We start from the raw sequence: 17,811 nt of genomic DNA on the forward strand, positions 1-17,811 counted from the left end.
GGCCCGGTTTGCCCTCCGGGCCCGGCTGAAAGGGGAGGTGGGGCCGCCGCTGGGGCGGCCCCACGGGGTTTACAGAACGGCGGCCACGCGCTCGCCGAGCCACTGGGCGACGTTGCAGCTCACCGCGTTTCCGGCCTGGACCGTCTTGGCGGCGTCGCTGGTCCCCGTGACGATGTAGCCGGTCGGGAACCTTTGCGCGCTCATCTGCTCGCGCCACTTCAGCATCCGGAAGTAGCAGTCCTCGATCCGTGCCGCCTGCCGCAGCAGACCGGCCGAATCGTGCGTGGAAAGGGTGTGCAGCGGCTCGGACGTCGGCTTGGCCTTCGCGCCCTTGCGGTACGGGATGACCAGCCCATGGTGATTGCCACCCGCCATGACCGCGGACAGCGGCCGGTCGATCTTCCGCGCCTTGCCGTGGTTGCGGAGCTCGATGACGAACGGCGGAGCCGCCAGATCCGGCGACGACGTGGCGTACGGGAAGGTTCCGGGCGGGACGAGCAGCCCTTCCCCGATCTTCGCGCACCTGGACGGCAGCGGGGCCAGGTCCGGCCGGAACGCGCGCCCGTCGTGGCCACCGTGGTTGACGGTCACGAGCGAGGGGGTCTCGGGGAACATCTCCAGCCCCGCCTCAATGCGCGCGATGGTGCTCTCGGCCAGAGGGTCAAGCCCGTGCTCGTGACGCTCTGCGATGCGAACGCCTTCGTCCTCCCAGTTGATGATGGACGACGCGGGCTGAACGTACGGCTCCACGACCCCGTGGCCGCAGGGGCACGTGTAGTCGTACTGCACGCCGTACTTGCCGACTCCGCTCCTCCGGGGCTTCTGGCCCTTGCGAGGCTTACGGGGCTTACGCCAGGTCTGCACCGCGTGCACGTCCTCGTCGCAGACCTCGCAGAACGCCAGCGGCGTCGGCTTCACATCCGGGAGACGGATTCCAACCTTCGTGAAAACGATGTACAACCTGTCGCGCCACTGCGGAGCGGGGAGATTGAACGCGTCCCCGATGTGCGCCGACGAGACACAGACGATCTGGTAGTTGTAGCCCAGCTGCGCCATTCCGGCCAGCCACCAGTCAAACAACTCCCAGTCGGTCGCGAACTCGATGACGTTCTCAACCAATACGGCCTTGTAGCGGTGGAGCTGTACGGCGCGGATGACTTCGAAAGCGGTAGCCCGTGTTCGCTGGAACGCCTTGTCCGGGAGGGATTTCCATTCCTCGTCATCGACTTGACCCTTGGTCCGGGGACGCCCCCCGGCGGGACTTATCTCTGTACAGATGGGGCTCGCCCAAAGAATGTCTGTCTTCGGGAGGCGCCTCATGTCGTAGTACTCCATCTCGGCGCACAGGTGCTCGGCATCCGGATGGTTGGCGGTGTGCGTATCGACCGCGACTTGCCAATGATTGGCGGCAAGCAAGAGTTCGAGTCCTGAATTGACCAGGCCCGTACTGGATCCGCCCGCGCCCGCATACATATCAGTGAATGTGAGGCTCAAGTGCTCTTCCTGCTTATGGGTTCCTGAGCGCTTCAGGCCCGGTTTGCCCTCCGGGCCCGAAGCGGGGAAAAGACTGCGGGGCGGTTACTCGCCGTAGGTCTGGGACGTGAGCCAGACTGCGGTCTCGATGACGTTCTCGACCGTGCCGACCTGGAAGCTTCCGGTCTGCGCTTCACGGATCAGGTCCCAGGCGGAGGAGGTGCCGAGTTCGACCGCCAGGCGACGGGCGATACGGGAACGGGGGTCATCGGCCTGCGCGAAGTGGCGCACGCCTGACGTGCTCCAGGTCGGGGACGCCCACAGCAGGGGCATCGGCCGGTGGCGGTCGGGAAGTCCGAGCGGCTCGGGGTCGCCGGAGTAGCGGGCGAGCGCCAGTGGCCAGTGGTTGTGTGCCGGGGGAATGCGGGTCGTCATGTGTCCATCCGTGGTTGTGGGTTCGTGGGCGCCGGGCCCGGTTGCCCTCCGGGCCCGGCAGGTTGGGGGTGCGTCGGCTGCTAGCCGCCGTAGGTCTCGATGACCCGCTTCTCGACGGTGAGCAGGCGGCAGAGACGGGTCACGACCTCGGCCGGGACCTCGATGGTGGCGCCGTTGTGACCGTCGGCGTCCATGACGGTCAGGAGGGCCCCGCCCGGCACCGAGTAGCGGGTGCGACGCAGTTCGGACAGGTCGGAGATGAGGCCGTAGAGCTTGTCCGGACCGTCCGGCTCCTCGCTGTCGACCGGGGCACCGAGCGGGTGGTGACTGCCGTAGCGGGTGGCCGTCGCCTGGAGGTAGCGCTGGGTCGCGCCGACCATCCTGAGGAGTTCGGAGCCGTGGTAGATGACCCCGATGTGCTCGTCGGGACCCTCGTGTTGCACGTGCCAGTTCTTGACCTGGTCGGCACGGCTGGGCAGGCCCTCGTCACCCCCGATGGTCAGGTAGGTGGAGTCCGGGAGCCGGACGTGGATGAGGTGGCCGACCCCCTGGACGGGGACGATGTCGCCGATCACGTTGTGTTCGCGCAGGGTGGCGAGGACGGGCGCGTACTGCGGGCCGATCTCGTCGGTCGAGTAGGCCATCGTGATCGCCCAGTTCACGAGCGGCTTCGGGTCGCTGGGCCAGGGCAGTACACCCTGAGCGATGTTCGCCCCCTGCAGCGACCGGCGCTGCCAGAGCAGGACGAGAGGAGCGGAGGGCTGGGGCTTGTCGGGTCCGGGCCACACCGTCACCTCGTCTCCGGAGCTGGGCAGGGTGAACACGACGGATTTGCCGAGGATGTTGTTCGACTCGACCTGCGCGCCTTCGCGGATGGCAATGGCAAGGTCGGTCATCGAAATGGGAATCTCGGGATTCGTCACCTGAGTGACTCCATTCAGCAGTGTGGGTTCCTGGGGGGCTTTGCCCTGCCCCCTTTGGAATTCTGGTTCTTGATGTCACGTCAATGTTCTACGGATTTCAATGAAGCGCTCTGTGGAGTTTTAAAGGATCGACGACCGCATTGGCCTATTCGCTGCCGATGTTCCTGGTGGGCGGCTTTTCGCTTCCGCCCCCTTTCGACATAGGTAAATCTACGTTCTCTTGAGGGGTGGGTCAACCTCAGAATCCGGGTTTCAGAGGGGGGAGTTGGAAGGAATTTCGGACTTCCGGCCCTCGCGGCGACAGTTTTTAAGCGCGTGAGGCCCGCGGTCGGCTGCCGGGCGGGACCGAACGCGGGGCGGTGCCGTGGAGTGGCCCCCTCCCCCTTCCCGGCAAAAAGAAAAAGGGGCCCGAACGGGAGGGGTGCAAGAACGCGGCGAAGCCCGTTCTTGCACCCCTCCCGCCGAGGGCCCCACACTCGGAAAGCCGGGAAGAGGAGATGTTCTGACTCGCCGTGACGCCGAGCGGTGAAGCGTGGGACGCGGTGTCTGCGCGATCAGACGGGGAGCCGAAGCTGTCGGCAGGTCTCCTGCCACACCTCCTCGAAGTTCTTCCTCTGCTTCTCGATCACGCCGCTGGGTGCGACGACATGGAACTCCTCCACGGCGGGAAAGCGTGCACCGCGCGAGAGTGTCTGGCTGCGGACATGGCCGAGCGGGTGCTGAAGGTCTTCCTCGACATGCTCGCCGGCGTCCGCGGCGCGACGGCGCATCAGGTGGGTGACCTGCGCTCGGGTTCCGGTGATCACGACCTTGACGGACCGGCTCGCCTGCCCCTTGCGGGAGGAGTCCCGGCATGCGGGCTGCGGCTTGCGGCAGACGGGTCCGTGCCACTGTGCGCATGGGGGTGTCCGCTCGCCCGTGTCCGGGTCGATGCAGCCGGGCCACGGGGAGCGGCAAGAGTCTCCGTGCCGTTCCTTGCAGCTGCCGGTGCGGGCCGGAGGGAACACGCGGCGTATCCGGTACAGCGCCCACTCCACGGAGGCGAGACGGTCCTCCAGCGCCCGCAGCGCCGCGGTGTTGCCGTCCTCGGCGACACGCGTGTACAGCGTCTCCTTCGGGTAGAACGAGCCGTTCTCGTTCAGCGCCATCGACGTGTATTCCAGGGCCAGTACCTCAACAGCCTGCTCAACGTGGTCACGCAACCGCGCCATATGCGCGGGCCGGGCAGAACAGGAACCTGAATAGACACAGAACGTGCAGTAGGACTTTGGCCACAGAAAGCCGAATTCGGTGAACAACCGGGCCTCCACGATATCGCGGTCCCAGCTCTGTTCAATGAGAGGATATTCCACGGTGCAGATGGTCCGGCGCGCCTTCAGGTTGTCCTCCTGCTGGCATCCGTCGTAGGTGCGGGCGCGCTTTCGTTCGCGGGCGTGGTAGCCGACGATCTTCCGGAACGGCCTGTCGGGGAACTCGGCCAGCCCCCACTGGTCCAGTGGCCAGCCCTTGTATTTCAGCGAGCACGAATTCCCGCCAGCTGCCTGGACGACCGTGCCGTTCAGAGAGAGCTCGTCCATGAGGGTCCAGCGGCCTCGCGGAATGAAGTGCTGTGGACTACGGGAGTCGGCGAGGACTTCCCAGCCGTCCGCTTCGTACGGGCCGCACCGCGCGACCTGAATGTATCTGACCTGATGACGGCGGAGAAGGGGGAAGATATGGTCCTCGACGAGCCTGACGGTGTCCCTCCACTCCGAACCAACCGTCGCCGTGATCACGATCAGGTCGGAGAAGTCCGGCTCCAGGCCGTAGCCGGCCGGGTCGCGCAGCATTTCTATCAGGACGAGAGTCGAATCCGCCCCCAGGCCATACGAAAGCACGGTCACCGGTTTCACGCTGACTGCGGCGGGCGACTGCTCCTGCCAAAGATCGAGTTGTAGTTGCGGGCTGTGGGCACCCATGTGTAGACCCCTTGCCGTGGTGGGTTCCAGGGGGCCTTGCCCTGCCCCCTGCTGCGACGTAGGTGAATCTGCGCTCTGCCGAGCGCGGCCCCAGCGGGGTCGGCGCGCATCTCCGCGGGATGAGGCCGAACTGCCGCCCGAGGAAGCGATGTTGCGCCCGGGAGGCGCCGCCCGCGCGGGAGGCGGGCGGCGTCGTGGAGACCCGGTGGCGTCGGAACGGGGCCGCTGAGATCTTCCCGGCCGACCGATGTCCGTCAGGAATGCGAAGCTCAGGCCGTCGGCGAGTGATCCGCGAGTCGTACGCTGCGGATCGTGATGCCGTTCCAGGCGTCGGCGTTGTCGCGGGACTTGAGGTCAGCCAGCAACCGCTTCGCAGCGACCGTACGGGCGTCCGCCTCGGTCGGAGCATCCTCGGCGGCTATCTCGTATTCCCACACGCTGTCGTCCCCGCCGTCTTCGGGGTGCTGGAGCTCGACCACCCACGTGCCGGTGGAGGAGAACACGACTCCTCCGTCGAGTGTGATCCGAACGGGTACGGCCCCGGGCCAGATCCGGGCGCCGCTCGCGGTGAGCCAGTCCAGCTCGACGACTACTTGCGCGACGCGGGCTTCGTCGATGTAGAAGGAGCAAGTTCCCCCTGCGATGGTGACGGAGGGGTGGCAGGGAGTCTCCGGGTCGCTGTAGTCGGCGCCGGAGAAGTGTGCTCCCCGGTTCAGCTCCTGGTAGAGCGCAGTGCCTTGTGTCTCGTCGTCGAGGGTGGACAGATAGTGGCGGATGGCCTCGGCGACGTTCCGGGCGAGATCCTCGCCGCTGCTCTGGGCGGGATGTCCGGTGAACCGGGCGATCTCGCCAGCCAAGGCGGAGTCCAGGACGAGGTGATGGAGATCGTCGACATGGAGGGTGAACTCGTCGGTCTCGGGTGAGGTCAAGCTGCCGAGAACCTCCCAGGGGGAGCGTTCAGCCTTCCAGTCGCTGCCGAGGATCTCGGCGGCGAGCTGCGTGATGGCTGCGGGAGTAAACAAGGTCTGTCTGGTCCCTTCGTTTCCGGTGAGAATTCGGGCTGCGGAGCCGCCGGCGGGTGCGTGCGGCGTGCGATGGGGAGCACCGTGCGGACAGGTGGGCTCCACGGCCGGGGGCCGGGCGAGGCAGCAGCCCAGGCCCCCGGAAGGAGTGGCGGGTCAGAAGAGAAAGAGGACCTTGGAGGGGTCCTCGATGGCGAGCCTGAGCATCTCGGCGTCCGGGCCGCCCTTCGCCATGATCAGCATCCCGCCGAAAAGGCCCATCTGCTGTTCCGTCAGCGGGCTCTCGCCCTGCTCGGTGAGGAACTCGTCGACCGCGTCCAGTACGTCGTCGGGGTGGGTGAACTGGCCGACCAGCCCGAGCAGTCCGGCCGGCTCGCCGTCCTTCCACAGTTGCGCGGAGAAACACCGCAAGGCCGGGTCGAAGACTGCCTTGAGCTGTGTGGTGTCGTTGAGCTGGAGCGGCTGGTTCAAGTCGTTCAGGTCCATCGGATCTCCTGATCGAGTGGGTTCCCGGGGCTTGCCCTGCCCCGTGTTGACATAGGTAAATCTATCTTTCTTGAGTGTGGTGGTCAATGCGAAAAAGGGGCTCTGGACTGGGCAAATGCGGCTGTGGGCGGAGTTGCGTGAGACGGGTCTGCCCCGAGTGCTGCGGTCGGGTGACGGACTCGGCCCCGGGGGATGCGTTGCCGTGGAGATCGGCCCCCGGCCCCTCCCGGCGAAGAGAGATGTGGGGGGCCGTCGAACGGAGTGCAGGGGAGGACGGCCAGTCTTTCTCCGTGACGCAGGAGCGGAGAAAGACTGGGCGGCCGACCTTGCGCGGAGTTCGCTGCGGCCTCCCATACTCGATAGCCGGGAGGGACACCACCCGCACCCGACTGAGCGCATCAACCCCGACGCGCCTTGCCTGGCCTGTTGCGAATGGGTGCCATATTCGACATTGCTTTGCCTTCGCCGACCGGAAGGCTGGACACAGACAGCACCCTGAACACGGCAACGTGTATCGGGAGACACGGAAGGGGCCGGACCTGCTGTCAACTCGGGTGCGGCACAAGGACGCGAGGATTCATAATCCACTCCTATGACGACCGATCAGCCGAATCGCCGGTTCGGCCCCGATTTCGTGGCCGAACAGAAACGCCGATACGGCCACCGCCGCCCTGAGGGGCGGCCCCTCTCGTACGACCTCGCCGTAGAAGACGAGTACGGCCCGTGGCGGGCATGGCTCGACGCGCAGCTCGCCCTGCTGCCGGACAAGCACGCCGACACGTACGCGAGGAACCTCTGGAAAGACCAAAACTTCTGGAGCGATCACATCGAACTCGCCGCCGGCGAGGCACTCCGGGCGTCGGATCTCCACGTGGAGTACGAACGTTTGTGGGGCACGAAGACACCGGACTGGACCGTGCTCGACGACGAAGGCCGGCCGGTCGCCCTGGTCGAGGTATTGACGCACAGCCCGTCGAAAGAGCTGTACGGGAGGATGAAGGCGTGGCACGACCTGGTCGAGCGGGTCAAGGAGATCCCCGTGCCCGTGGTGCTGACCGTGGCCGGCCCAACTGACCGCCCTTTGAATCCACCGGACGCACGCACAGCGAAGAAGATCGCCCTGGACCTGCGGCGCTACCTGTTGTCACCCCTGCATCAGGTGCAGTTCGCCAGCCAGGGCTACACCTTTCTCTTGATGGCCGATCCGCAGACGGGCTCCCCAATGCGCGTGCCCGGGATGCGCGCGATCCTGTCCCCGCCCAGCGGCCTGGCCGGCGTCGTCTCGGCTCAGCCGCTGGTTGCAGGCATCGAGGAGAAGGTCAGCAAGTACCGGGCCCTGGCCAACGAGACGGGCCTGCCGCTCATCGTCGCCGCCGGAGCCGACAAGTTCACAGGCCTGGGCATCGAACAGCTGGACTGTCTCTTGAACGGCAGACCCACGGTGACGGTGCAGTTCAACTTCGGAGACACCTTCATCCACAGGCCCATCGAGTTCCAGCCCGGGAACCCGCCCCGGTGGACGATGCCTTCGGAGCTGGCCGGAGTGCTCTGGCTGGACAACGAGTTCCCGTTCACGGCGACGTGGCGAGAGAACGCGGAGGCTCAGACACCGGCTCCGGAACGTCTGACCGGAGTCTGGGAACGCTGAAAGGCTCCGCCCGCACATCCCTTGCGCGGGCGCAGGGCCGAGCGGGGCGACGTCACGATTCCTCGGGGCCTCCGGTGCGCCCGACCAGATGGGTCTGCAACTCGTCCAGGAGCACCATTGCGTCGTCCACGGTCACGTACGACATACAGATCGAAGCCGTGGCATCGACCTCGACCTTGATTTCGAATTCGGCGTATGTGGCGTCGTCGTCCCAGTTGTAGGTGCCGGGCGGAGCGGCGCCAATTCCATCGGGGCCTTCGTCGAACCACCCGCGTCCGAAGATGACTTCAAGTGTTTCACCGAGGGTGCTCTGTGGGATTCCGCTGAAATCCACTGTGGCGCGGCCGTGATCGTCGAAGCATACGAAGCCGGATGCCTCTCCGGGCCGTTCGACTTTCATGCGCGGATCACAGCAGCCGGTTGGGGGGTCCATTCGTCCAAGGCCGGGGAATGCGGCGGCAAAAGCGACCAGGGCGGCGTCCTGCTGGGCGGTCCAGGCCGTGTGCCAGCCCTCAAGCGCTCGGCGGGCGTGCGGCTGCATGGGCTCTCCGATCCAACACGATCGAGAAGGCCAAGGGTGAGGTGGTGCAAATCGCTGCCGACCGGGCCCGATCGCCTGGCTCGCCGTGGGGCCGGCGGGCGCTGTGGGCCCGGACCGACCTGCTTACGCGGAGGGCTTTCCGGAACCGGAGGATGTCCGTGGCCCGGGTTCGGCGGGACCGTGGAGAGGTTGAACGCGGTTTCGGTGGCGCCGACGGGGCCTTGTCGGCTCGGCGATGAACCGCAGGGTCATCGCCGTGTCAGGGCCGAGCCGGATGGACAACGGGGCAGCGGAGGGTGGCAGTTGGCGGGCGGGGCTCATGTCGGTACACCTCGAAGGCGCGTCGGCGCCGCGGCCGTAAATTCGGGCGCGCGGAGCGCGGCCTCGGCCATCCCGCTCAGAACCTGAGTCACCGCGGCGTGGCCGAACCTGTTGGTGGGCAGTCGGTGCCCGGCGCCCGCGACGGGCGCGTGGACACGTGCGTTGGGCAGCTGCAGGGCCAGTTCACGGGTCTGGGACAGGGGGATCCAGTCGTCCAGCTCGCCCGTGATGATCTCGACTTGGTCGTCGAGGGCGTCGAGGGCGTGAAGCTGATCTGCCGTGGTGTAGGTGCGCAGGGACTGCCACAGCTCGGCGATCTGCTCTGTGGGCGTACGGCGGATAGCTTGCCGACCCGGCGGCGGAATGTCGTCATGGTGCTGTGCTTCGGGGCGAAGCGCCCACGGGTGACGGTTCGGGAGCCGACGCCGTACGACGTCGGCGGCGGGCGGCATCCAGCAGAGGGGATACGAGTAACTGGCACGGACTGCTGCCTTGATCCAGTGGCGAGGGTGGTTGCCCGGTGCCAGCTGGGCTCTGCTGCAGGCCGTCGAGATCAGGGCCACGTGGGGGTTGCGGCGCCGGATGAGTTCCGGTTGCCGGGCAGCGACGGTGAGGGCTGCCATGCCGCCCATGCTGTGGCCGGCGAGGACGATCGGGCCCTGGGGTGTGGTCGCGTCGATGATGTGGGCGAGGTCGGCGCCGAGCCGGTCGATGGTGAGAGCGGCGTGGCCGGGGTCCGAGGTGCCGTGGGCTCGCTGGTCGTAGCGGACGACCCGAACGCCGCGGGCGGACAGTTCGCGTGCCTGGAGGCGCCACACGTCCGCGGTCATCAGGTATCCGTGGCTGAGGATGGCCGTCACGCTGGCGTGTGAAGGACCATCGGTGTAGACCGTCAGCCGGGCGCCGTCGTCGGTGACGACCGTGGAGCGTCGGGTGCCCGGGGGCGCCGCCGCCCTCACAGCGCGATCCGGAGTTCGAGCTCGTCGGCCACGTCGAGGCCGGAGTTCGGCAGCAAGCCGAGCAACGCCATGTTGCGCACGTACGAGGTCTGGGGCAGGACCGGGCCGCCGAGGTGTTCGACGATGAGCAGCATCCGCCAGTTCGTCCACAGCAGCGTTACGGCGAGGGACGTGAATCCGGCGTCGCGGGCAAGGTCGGCGACGAGGTCGGCCAGGCGCGTGCCGAGCCCGCGCGACTGGTACGCATCCGCAGGAGTGTCGGCGATCAGCAGCGACACCTGGCACACTTCCGGCGCGCGGACATGCGCGACCATCGACGCCATGGCCACGACGTGATCGGACTGGTCGGGTGTGACGAGGAGTACACGACTGCGCGGGCTGTCCACCATGTGCTGCCACTCGGCGGAGGAGAATCCCGGACGGCGTCCTCCGTAGCGTGCGAAGAGGCTCGCGACACTGCACCGTGCGTGCAGATCTTCGACGAGAGGGTGGTCCTCGACGGTGGCTACGCGTGCGTAGGCGATCGTCCCGTCGTCGAGAACGAGGAGTGTGTCGTGTCGGGCATCGGTGAGGAGCGGGGGCACTGGAGAATCTCCCAATCGGTGTCGGATACGTCATGTGGCTGGTCAGAAACAGCTGGCGGTGCTGCGCGATGTCAGCCCCCGAGATGACCGGTCGCGCGCTGAGCTGGGTCTGTCCTGTGGAATGCGCCGAGCCGCGGCACCGCGTTTCTGTCGGCTGCTGCCCCGGCGGCACCGGAAGAAGCGGGGCCGTGCGTGAGGCCCACGATCCCGGTGCCGCCGGCCCCCGCTGGCCCTGGCATCACGACGCACATGAGCTTGTTGGAGGGCATGGTGCATGGACCTATGCCTCCACCTGGATCACGGTGTCCAGCGTGGGTCCGTCCCGGCCCGTTACGCGGGCGCGCAGACCCCGCAGGATGGACAGCATCCGCTGGTTGCCGCTTCCTGTCATGGCAGTGATCTCATGGCAGTCGAGGGTGTGGGTGCGAGCGAGGTCCACGGCGTAGTGGGCGAGGACCGTGCCCAACCCCTGGCCCTGCCAGGAGTCCTCGACGAGGATGCCGAGTTCGCGGACATGCAGGACCTGCGTCCGCAGGAGGTGGGTGATGGCGATGACGCGCGACGGTTCGTCAAGCGGGACCGTGATCAAGGTCGTCCCGTTGGCCCGGTCGCAGAGATGCCACCACTCGCGAGGCGTCAAGGCCCGCCGAGCAGCGTGATAGCGAGCGAAGCGCGACTCCAACGAGCACCTGGAATGCATCGCGTTGGCCTCGTCGAGGTCGTCGAGAAACGCGATTCGGGTCAGCGTGACCTGATTTGCCCGCGTGGTCGTCTCCAGCGGAGAGGGAGGGAGAAGCAGTGAGGAAGCCGGCAACTGCGAACGTGTAGCGGGCTCGCGTATGAGTTCCGGGCTCCCCGCCGGCGAGCCGCGGTTTTGACCAGCGGCATCCGAGCCGATGCCCTTCTTCGTCATCGGGTGTTCTTCCTCCCTCAGCGCTCTTCCCCCCGGCACCTGGTGCGCGGAGGTCTGATCAGCTCTTCACGGGCCATTCGAGGGGCTCCTTGCCGCAGCCCTGTGTGCGCTCCACGAAGGCGGCTTTCGGACCTGCCGGGATCTCGAAGGCGCCGCAGATCTGCTGAGACGCACCGATCTGTTCGACGCTGAGCCCGTTGGCAGGTACGGAGGCTCGTCGAGGGCCGGGGCGGGAAACCTGCATGGAGGGCGCTACTTCGGACCGTCGGCTCTGGACGGGAGACGAGGCGGCAGAGATACTCCACGCCGTGTAGAGCCTGGATTCCCCTGTCGGTGATCGGCACCGGCTTCGTCAGTCAAGTTGCATCGGCGTGTTGATGTAAGTCCGGTACACCCAGCCCGACTTGCCCTTGTTCGCACCGGACTTCACCAACACGTAGCCCCAGGACGTCCCGCTGCCGGTCGATCCCCGGTTGCAGGACCAGTAGACCCGCGTGTTCTTGGCAAGCTGGCCCTTCGCGACGTACTTGGTCCCCGGACCGGTGCGCAGCCGCACGGTCGTGGAGACGGTGGTGTTCAATCCCACCGACGTGGTGCAGGCCTTCTTGCCGACAGTGCTGGCCGCGGTGGCGGTCGAGGTGGTGGCCACCGTCATACCGGCAGCCACCGACAGGGCCAGCAGACCCGACGTGGCCAGACGCGCAGGGGTGTGCAGCTTCATGAGAGTTCTTCCCTTCAAGACGAATTGCTCGTGCTGAGACGGGGCGTGCGGACGGCGGCACAGACCAGCCGCCGGCTGAGCCGTGCATCGACCGGCGACGGCATGGCACGGTGCCCGGCTGGACGTCAGGCGATCTCGATGTGCGGGAGCTCGCCACGACGCATGGGACCGGTGGGAAGCCGTCCGTGGGGCGGGCCGGCACGGCCCACGAAGGACACATGCAGAACAGGGGTTGTACGCCAGCTGAGCGGGGGCAGTTTCCGGATGGACCTGTCGTGTACGCACAGCACTCACGTCAACCGCCGTGTCGCATGCGACACAGGGCCGGTATTCGAGCGCGGACAGCCACACGACAGCGCGGAACCTGCAACGCCCCTGTTCCCGGCGCCACTCAGCCAGCCAACTGGTAGAGCATGTCGCTACGGATCCAACCGGTGGTTCCCTTGGCCAAGCCCCCCTTCGAGCGCTTGGCCAACGCGCTGTAGTACCAGTGACCCTTCCCGCAGTAGATGCGCAGGCGGTCGCCTTCGTAGAGCCGCCCCTTGGCCGTGTAGCCGGTGCTGGGGCCAGTCCGGTAATTGACGCCGTTGCCGTCCACCGTCCCGGTGAAGTCGGTCAGGTTGTAGGTGCACTTGGGAGCACTGACCGCGGACGCGGTCGGGGCCAGGGACATCGCGCCTCCGGCGAGGAGAGCGGTGGACGCGGCCAGGGCGGCGGTTCGACGCAGCATGGTCATGACTCGGGACTCCTTGTGATGGCACACGGGCGCGGCGACACGGAGTCGCCGTCATCAACAGGCGTTTATGTTAGGCAACTCTCCTCGACGAAAGGAGGGCCTTGTGAGAGTCATGTCTATCAACGTGTGTGCATATCTACTGGTGGAGTTGCCGTGCTGAGGAGTGACGGCAATGGATTCGTTGCCCTCGGAAGGGACTGGCTGGTCACATAGCCAGACGTGCCATCACTGCTCGGCTGACAGTGCGATGCCCGTACGGCAGCCAGCCGGGGGCACCGACGAAAGAGCCTCGTCTATACCGACGAAACTCCCAGCCTGTCCGCACACAGTCCTGACCGCCAGGTTCGCTGTTGTCTGTTGACATCGAACCCAGTCCGTTTGCCATCGAGCCGAGTCGTGCCGCATCCGGCCTTGGCCGTCACCTGAATCGGCCCGGCTGATGAGCTCGAACCGGGCCCGCTAGCGCGTGCACGCGGTGCACGATCATGTTGACCGAGCCGCGGTCACGCTCGATGTGCCCTTCTGCCAACACCGCGGGGGCGCCGAGGACCGCCTCACGTGTGCGTTCCCAGACCGGGGGAGAGAAGACCAGGTTGATCATGCCGGTCTCATCCTCCAGGGCGCCGAACGCCACCCCCTTCGCCGTCGGGGGCCGTTGGATGTATTTGGCCAGCCCGCCGACGCGTACCCGGGTCTGGTCGGCCAGGTCGCGGGCCTCGCATGCGGGCAGCGCCCCATGCGAGGCCAGCAGGGCACGGAGGTGCTGCGCCGGGTGGGCGGTGGCGCTTGCACCGGAGGCATCGAGATCGGCGGCGGTAGCCTCGGCCGCTGTCATCACCGGCAGCTCCGGTGCAGGGGCCAGGTCACTCATCCCGGGAAGGACGTCTTGGATCTCACCGGAGTAGGCGCCGGCCGACCACAGTGCGCTGCGCCGGTCAACGCCGAGGCCATCGAACGCCCCGGCAGCGGCCAGTTGCTCCATCATCTTCGCCGACAGCCGTGTGCGGCGGGCGACGTCGGCCACCGATCGGAAGGCCACAGTGCCGCGCGCGGTCAGGATCCGCTCAGCGATCTCCGCGCTGATCCCGGTCACGGAGGTCAGTCCGCGGCGGATCGCCGGCCGCCGCTCCGGCTGACCGACGTGCGGCTCAAGCGTGGCGTGCACGCCGGAGTGCTGGATGTCGACACTGCGGACCTCGATGCCATGTTGCTTGGCGTCCTGGATGAGGGTCTGCGAGTCGTAGAAACCCATCGGGAGATGCGCCAGAATTCCCGCCAGCATGGCGTGCGGAAAGTGATACTTTACCCATGCGCTGGAATAGATAATGCCTGCCATCGACTGGGCGTGAGATTGCGGGAATCCGTAATCCGAAAAGGCTTCTATCATGCCGACGATACGCTCGGAGGCGGTACGGTCGATGCCCTTGGCGGCCATCCCGGCGAGCAGTCGTCCGCGCAATTGTGCCACCTTCTCCGGGGAGTGTTTGGCGGCCATCGCCTTACGGAGGCGGTCCGCCTCGCCCGGGGTGAACCCGGCACAGTCAATGGCCAGAGCCATGGCCTGCTCCTGCCACAAAGCAACCCCGAGCGTCTTGGAGAGTGCATGCTCGGCCAGCGGATGCGGATAGGTCACGGGCTCCAGGCCGGCCCGCCGCCGCAAATAAGGATGTTTTGATCCCGCCTGAATTGGGCCCGGCCTAATGATTGAGGCGGCCACCGCGAGATCATCGAAACAGCGGGGCTGAAGCTGCGGCAATGTTGAGACCTGCGCCCTCGACTCGGCTTGAAAAACACCTATCGTCTGACCTGCGGCGATCATGGCGTAGACGTCCGGGTCGTCCTGCGGAATCGAGGCCATATCCAGGCTGATTCCGTGGTGTTCGGAAATGAGGTCGCATGCGGTGTGCAAGGCGGCCAAAATGCCCAATCCCAGGATGTCGATTTTCAGAAGGTGGGCGGCAGCCACATCGTCTTTGTCTCCTTGCAGTACCGAACGGCCCTCTCGGGTGGCCCATTCGACCGGCATGATTTCCCCGACGGGCTGGCGGGTCAGCACCATCCCACCGACATGGATTCCCAAATGCCGCGGCAAGGTATGCAGTTGCCCCGCGAGGTGGCGTACGTCGCCCGGGATGTCGACCTCGGGCCCGGGTGGCTCATGGTGAATGTGGCGGGTCATCTCGTTGATCCGCGCGACGGGATAGCCGAGAGCGCGCGCCGAATCCCGGACACTCAGGCGAGGTTGGTAGGTGATGAGGTTCGCCACCTGGGCGCAGTGCGACCTGCCGTACTTGGCGTACAGGTACTGGATCACCTCCTCTCGGCGGTCGTTCTCGAAATCAATGTCGATGTCCGGGTCGGTCTTTTCGGCGTGCAGGAATCTTTCGAACAGCAGGCCGTGCTTGAGCGCGTCGACGGAGGTGATACCGAGCGCGTAGCAGACCACCGAGGAAGCAGCGCTGCCACGCCCCTGGCACCAGATCCCCTGCTCGGCCGCGAACCGCGTGATGTCCCAGCAGATCAAGAAGTAGCCCGGCATGCCCATGCCGATGATCACGGACAGCTCGTAGTCGAGCTGTTTCCACGCCGCGCCCACTCCCGGGTCGGTGCGCGGTCCGTAGCGGCGGGCGCAGCCTGCCTCGGCGAGGTGGCGCAGATAGCTGTCGGGGGTGTGCCCGGCGGGCACGTCGAAGTCCGGCAGCTGCGGGCGCAGTTGGCTCAGGTCGATGACGCTGTGGCGGGCGAGGTCGACGGCGGATGCGACGGCCTGCGGGTAGCGGGCCATGAGGATGCGCATCTCCTCGGCGGTGCGCAGATGCGCCGTCGGGGCCGGCGGCAGCTCCCCGATCGCGGTGTCGAGGTTCTCGCGACGGTGCAGCGCCGTAAGTGCCGCAGCCAGCCGCGCGGTCCGCGGGGCGGCGTACCGGACGGCGTTCGTGGCCACCACCGGCAGCCGCCATCGCTGCGCCGCCGCGTACACGGCGGCGTTGCGTGGGCCGTCTTCGGGCAGGCGGTGATCGACGAGTTCGGCGTGCAGGTGGGTGCGGCCGAAGAGCTCCACCAGCCGGTCCATCCGCGCGTGGAGAGCGTCGGTGTCGTACGCCGCCGCACCGTCGACGGGGCAGCCGGTGAGGATCGCCCACTCCCCCTCGTGCACGGCGGCCGACAGCGCATCGAGGTCGTAGAGCGGTGCGCCCTTGGCGCCGGCCAGCTGCCCGGCGCTGATCGCCGCGGACAGCCGGGTGAAGCCCAGCAGGCTGCGGGCGATCACCACGATCGACCCGAGGCCCTGGCCCAGGGTGAGTTCGGCCCCGTAGATGCTGCCGATACCGTATTCGCTCGCAGCCTGTGCCAGACGTCTCGCGCCGTACAACCCGTTGGTGTCAGTGATCGCCAGGGCCTCGATGCCGAGACGGGAGGCCTCGGCGACCAGGTCCTCCACGTGGCTGGCGCCGAAGAGGAACGAGCCGGCGGAGTGCACATGCAACTCCGCCCAGCCGCCGCCCACCGGCGTCGGCGCGGCGCGCGGATCAGGGAAGCGCAACAGCTTCCCGCGGCGGTCATCAGCCATAGAGCGCCTCCACCGCCCACCGGCCGTCTTGGATGTGCAGCAGCCAGGCTCGGCCGTCCGCGCAGGTCACCTGCAACCGCGCCAGGCGGCGGGCCCGCGCGGGAATCCACCAGTCCTCCAGCACCGGCCACGGCCCGGTCCACCCCGTCACCGCCACCGGCGCGGCTCCGTCGATGGACAGCGCGGCCGGGGGCTGGGTGAGCAGGGCGCGTCCGCTCACCCCGACCGCACCGCCATCTGCCCCGACCACCTGTGCGGGGCGCGGGGTGGGATAGACGACCGCCGGGTGCGGGGCCGGTAGCTGCCCCGGCCACGTCCCCTCTATGAACGGGCGCGAGCGCGCATCGCCATACGGGATGTCCACGATCCGCTCACCCGGCCCGCGGCCTCCGGCGAGTTCCTGTCGCACCACGGCGCGGTGGCCGAGCATCGCCTGCAGCTGTCCTGCGGCGTGCTCCAGTTCCTCCGGCGCGATCCGCGGCCCGAACAGCAACGACTGCCGGCCGGTGGCCGCCGACAGCCCCTCAGGGACCAGCCGCAGATTGGTGATCCCCGCCGCGGCGGCGTCGAGCTGCCCGGTCTCGGCCCAGGCGGCGATCTGCCAGCGCACCCGCTCGGCCACGGCCAGCGAAGAGAGCCGGCCTTCGTGCCGCCACAGCCGCGACAGGCGCTGTCCGGTCGCGAGTCCCACTTCGACCTGCAGCCTGGCGCATACTGCGCCGGCCCGCGCGAGCCGGGCGTGGAGCCGCTCAGCAAGGGCTTTCGCGATGAACGTGACCGGCTCAAGGTTGTCTTCGGGCGGCTCAAACGCCTCGGTCACGCTGTAGTCCACATCCGCCCCGGACGTGTTGAACGGCCGGGCCTCCAGGCCGCCGGCGGTGCGTTGCGCGGCGGCGGCATCATGTCCGAACCGTGCCAGCACCCGTTCACCCGGCAGCGCCGCGAACATCCCCAAGGTGGTGATGCCCAGACGGGGCAGGAGCTGAGACAGCCGCGGGCGGCCCAGCACCCCCACGGGGTACGGAGCCAGAAAGGCGGCGGTCTCTCCAGCTGGAACCAGGTGACCGACCTGCCCGGCGCGTACCGCCAGTGCGGCGGCGAACACAGTGTCCGCCGCTCCGGTCCGTGATTCGATCCCGGCGTCGGTGAGCACGGTGGTGATGTGCTCCACGAGAGCCTGCTCGCCGCCGAAGTACCGGGCGGGCCCGCGCGAGGGCAGGGCGATCAGACCGGGGCGCAGGACCTCCATGTGCGGAGCGATTCGCTTCTCCAGCAACCGCAGCACCGGCTCGAACGCCCGTGTCTCCGCTTCGGGATCCCGGTCGAGCAGCCTGAGATGGGGGCAGCGGCCGGATGCCTGGCGTACCCGCATCCCGCGCTTCACGCCCTGCCGACGGGCCTCCTTCGAACAGGCCATCACCCGCTCCCGCGCGATGATCGCCACAGGCTCGGCGTGATCCGCACCGGCGGCCACCACGGGCCAGTCCAACGCCCAGATCACTAGCGCACGCATTGCCGGC

At 67.4% G+C, this 17,811-nt stretch carries 16 protein-coding genes; 1 reads left to right on the top strand and 15 read right to left on the bottom strand.

Translation table 11 applies throughout. The features are described 5' to 3' along the window. Positions 1-69: 69 nt before the first annotated feature. The 6 genes from IO36_RS15105 to IO36_RS15130 form a co-directional block, all read right to left on the bottom strand. Positions 70-1,494 (bottom strand): DNA cytosine methyltransferase, encoded by a 1,425-nt coding sequence (locus tag IO36_RS15105; protein ID WP_037620187.1) that lies wholly within the window; start codon positions 1,492-1,494, stop codon positions 70-72. 84 nt (positions 1,495-1,578) lie between these two features. Beyond that, entirely contained in the window at positions 1,579-1,908 is a 330-nt protein-coding gene (locus IO36_RS15110; protein ID WP_037620188.1) for a hypothetical protein, read from the bottom strand. Between the two features lie 80 nt (positions 1,909-1,988). Continuing rightward, positions 1,989-2,804: a hypothetical protein gene (locus IO36_RS15115; protein ID WP_037620192.1), complete on the bottom strand. Its 816-nt coding sequence runs from the start codon at positions 2,802-2,804 to the stop codon at positions 1,989-1,991. Between the two features lie 581 nt (positions 2,805-3,385). Continuing rightward, complete coding sequence (locus tag IO36_RS15120; protein ID WP_158997367.1) at positions 3,386-4,789, bottom strand: hypothetical protein; 1,404 nt, start codon at positions 4,787-4,789, stop codon at positions 3,386-3,388. Between the two features lie 269 nt (positions 4,790-5,058). Continuing rightward, positions 5,059-5,811, bottom strand: a complete 753-nt coding sequence (locus tag IO36_RS15125) for a hypothetical protein (RefSeq protein WP_037620193.1) — start codon at positions 5,809-5,811, stop codon at positions 5,059-5,061. Positions 5,812-5,967: 156 nt separating this feature from the next. Then, positions 5,968-6,297: a hypothetical protein gene (locus tag IO36_RS15130; RefSeq protein ID WP_037620194.1), complete on the bottom strand. Its 330-nt coding sequence runs from the start codon at positions 6,295-6,297 to the stop codon at positions 5,968-5,970. Positions 6,298-6,889: 592 nt separating this feature from the next. Between IO36_RS15130 and IO36_RS15135 the strand changes: the two genes are divergently transcribed. Further along, positions 6,890-7,945 carry a hypothetical protein gene (locus tag IO36_RS15135; RefSeq protein ID WP_037620195.1) on the top strand — a complete coding sequence of 352 codons (1,056 nt, stop codon included), beginning with the start codon at positions 6,890-6,892 and terminating at the stop codon, positions 7,943-7,945. A 52-nt stretch (positions 7,946-7,997) separates the two neighbouring features. Here IO36_RS15135 and IO36_RS15140 read toward each other — a convergent pair whose 3' ends face one another. The 9 genes from IO36_RS15140 to IO36_RS15175 form a co-directional block, all read right to left on the bottom strand. Next, entirely contained in the window at positions 7,998-8,486 is a 489-nt protein-coding gene (locus IO36_RS15140; protein ID WP_037620197.1) for a hypothetical protein, read from the bottom strand. 317 nt (positions 8,487-8,803) lie between these two features. Further along, positions 8,804-9,667 (bottom strand): alpha/beta fold hydrolase, encoded by an 864-nt coding sequence (locus tag IO36_RS46830; RefSeq protein ID WP_158997369.1) that lies wholly within the window; start codon positions 9,665-9,667, stop codon positions 8,804-8,806. A gap of 95 nt (positions 9,668-9,762) precedes the next feature. Next, positions 9,763-10,350: a GNAT family N-acetyltransferase gene (locus IO36_RS46835; RefSeq protein ID WP_037620199.1), complete on the bottom strand. Its 588-nt coding sequence runs from the start codon at positions 10,348-10,350 to the stop codon at positions 9,763-9,765. 280 nt (positions 10,351-10,630) lie between these two features. Next, positions 10,631-10,990 (bottom strand): GNAT family N-acetyltransferase, encoded by a 360-nt coding sequence (locus IO36_RS15155; RefSeq protein ID WP_245173294.1) that lies wholly within the window; start codon positions 10,988-10,990, stop codon positions 10,631-10,633. A gap of 331 nt (positions 10,991-11,321) precedes the next feature. Next, a complete protein-coding gene (locus IO36_RS46840; RefSeq protein ID WP_158997371.1) occupies positions 11,322-11,507 on the bottom strand; it encodes a hypothetical protein in 186 nt (61 codons plus the stop codon). Positions 11,508-11,615: 108 nt separating this feature from the next. Then, positions 11,616-11,984: an SH3 domain-containing protein gene (locus IO36_RS15160; RefSeq protein ID WP_051900510.1), complete on the bottom strand. Its 369-nt coding sequence runs from the start codon at positions 11,982-11,984 to the stop codon at positions 11,616-11,618. A gap of 391 nt (positions 11,985-12,375) precedes the next feature. After that, the gene (locus IO36_RS15165; RefSeq protein WP_245173295.1) at positions 12,376-12,714 is read right to left on the bottom strand and encodes an SH3 domain-containing protein; all 339 of its coding nucleotides are present in this window, start codon (positions 12,712-12,714) and stop codon (positions 12,376-12,378) included. Positions 12,715-13,138: 424 nt separating this feature from the next. Continuing rightward, the gene (locus IO36_RS15170) at positions 13,139-16,291 is read right to left on the bottom strand and encodes an error-prone DNA polymerase (protein ID WP_037620202.1); all 3,153 of its coding nucleotides are present in this window, start codon (positions 16,289-16,291) and stop codon (positions 13,139-13,141) included. Next, positions 16,284-17,804, bottom strand: a complete 1,521-nt coding sequence (locus IO36_RS15175; RefSeq protein ID WP_037620203.1) for a DNA polymerase Y family protein — start codon at positions 17,802-17,804, stop codon at positions 16,284-16,286. Before IO36_RS15175 ends, IO36_RS15170 begins: the two co-directional genes overlap by 8 nt. Positions 17,805-17,811: the final 7 nt, after the last annotated feature.

The sequence above is a fragment of the Streptomyces aureus genome (genome assembly GCF_000725495.1).
Lineage (GTDB): Bacteria > Actinomycetota > Actinomycetes > Streptomycetales > Streptomycetaceae > Streptomyces > Streptomyces aureus_B.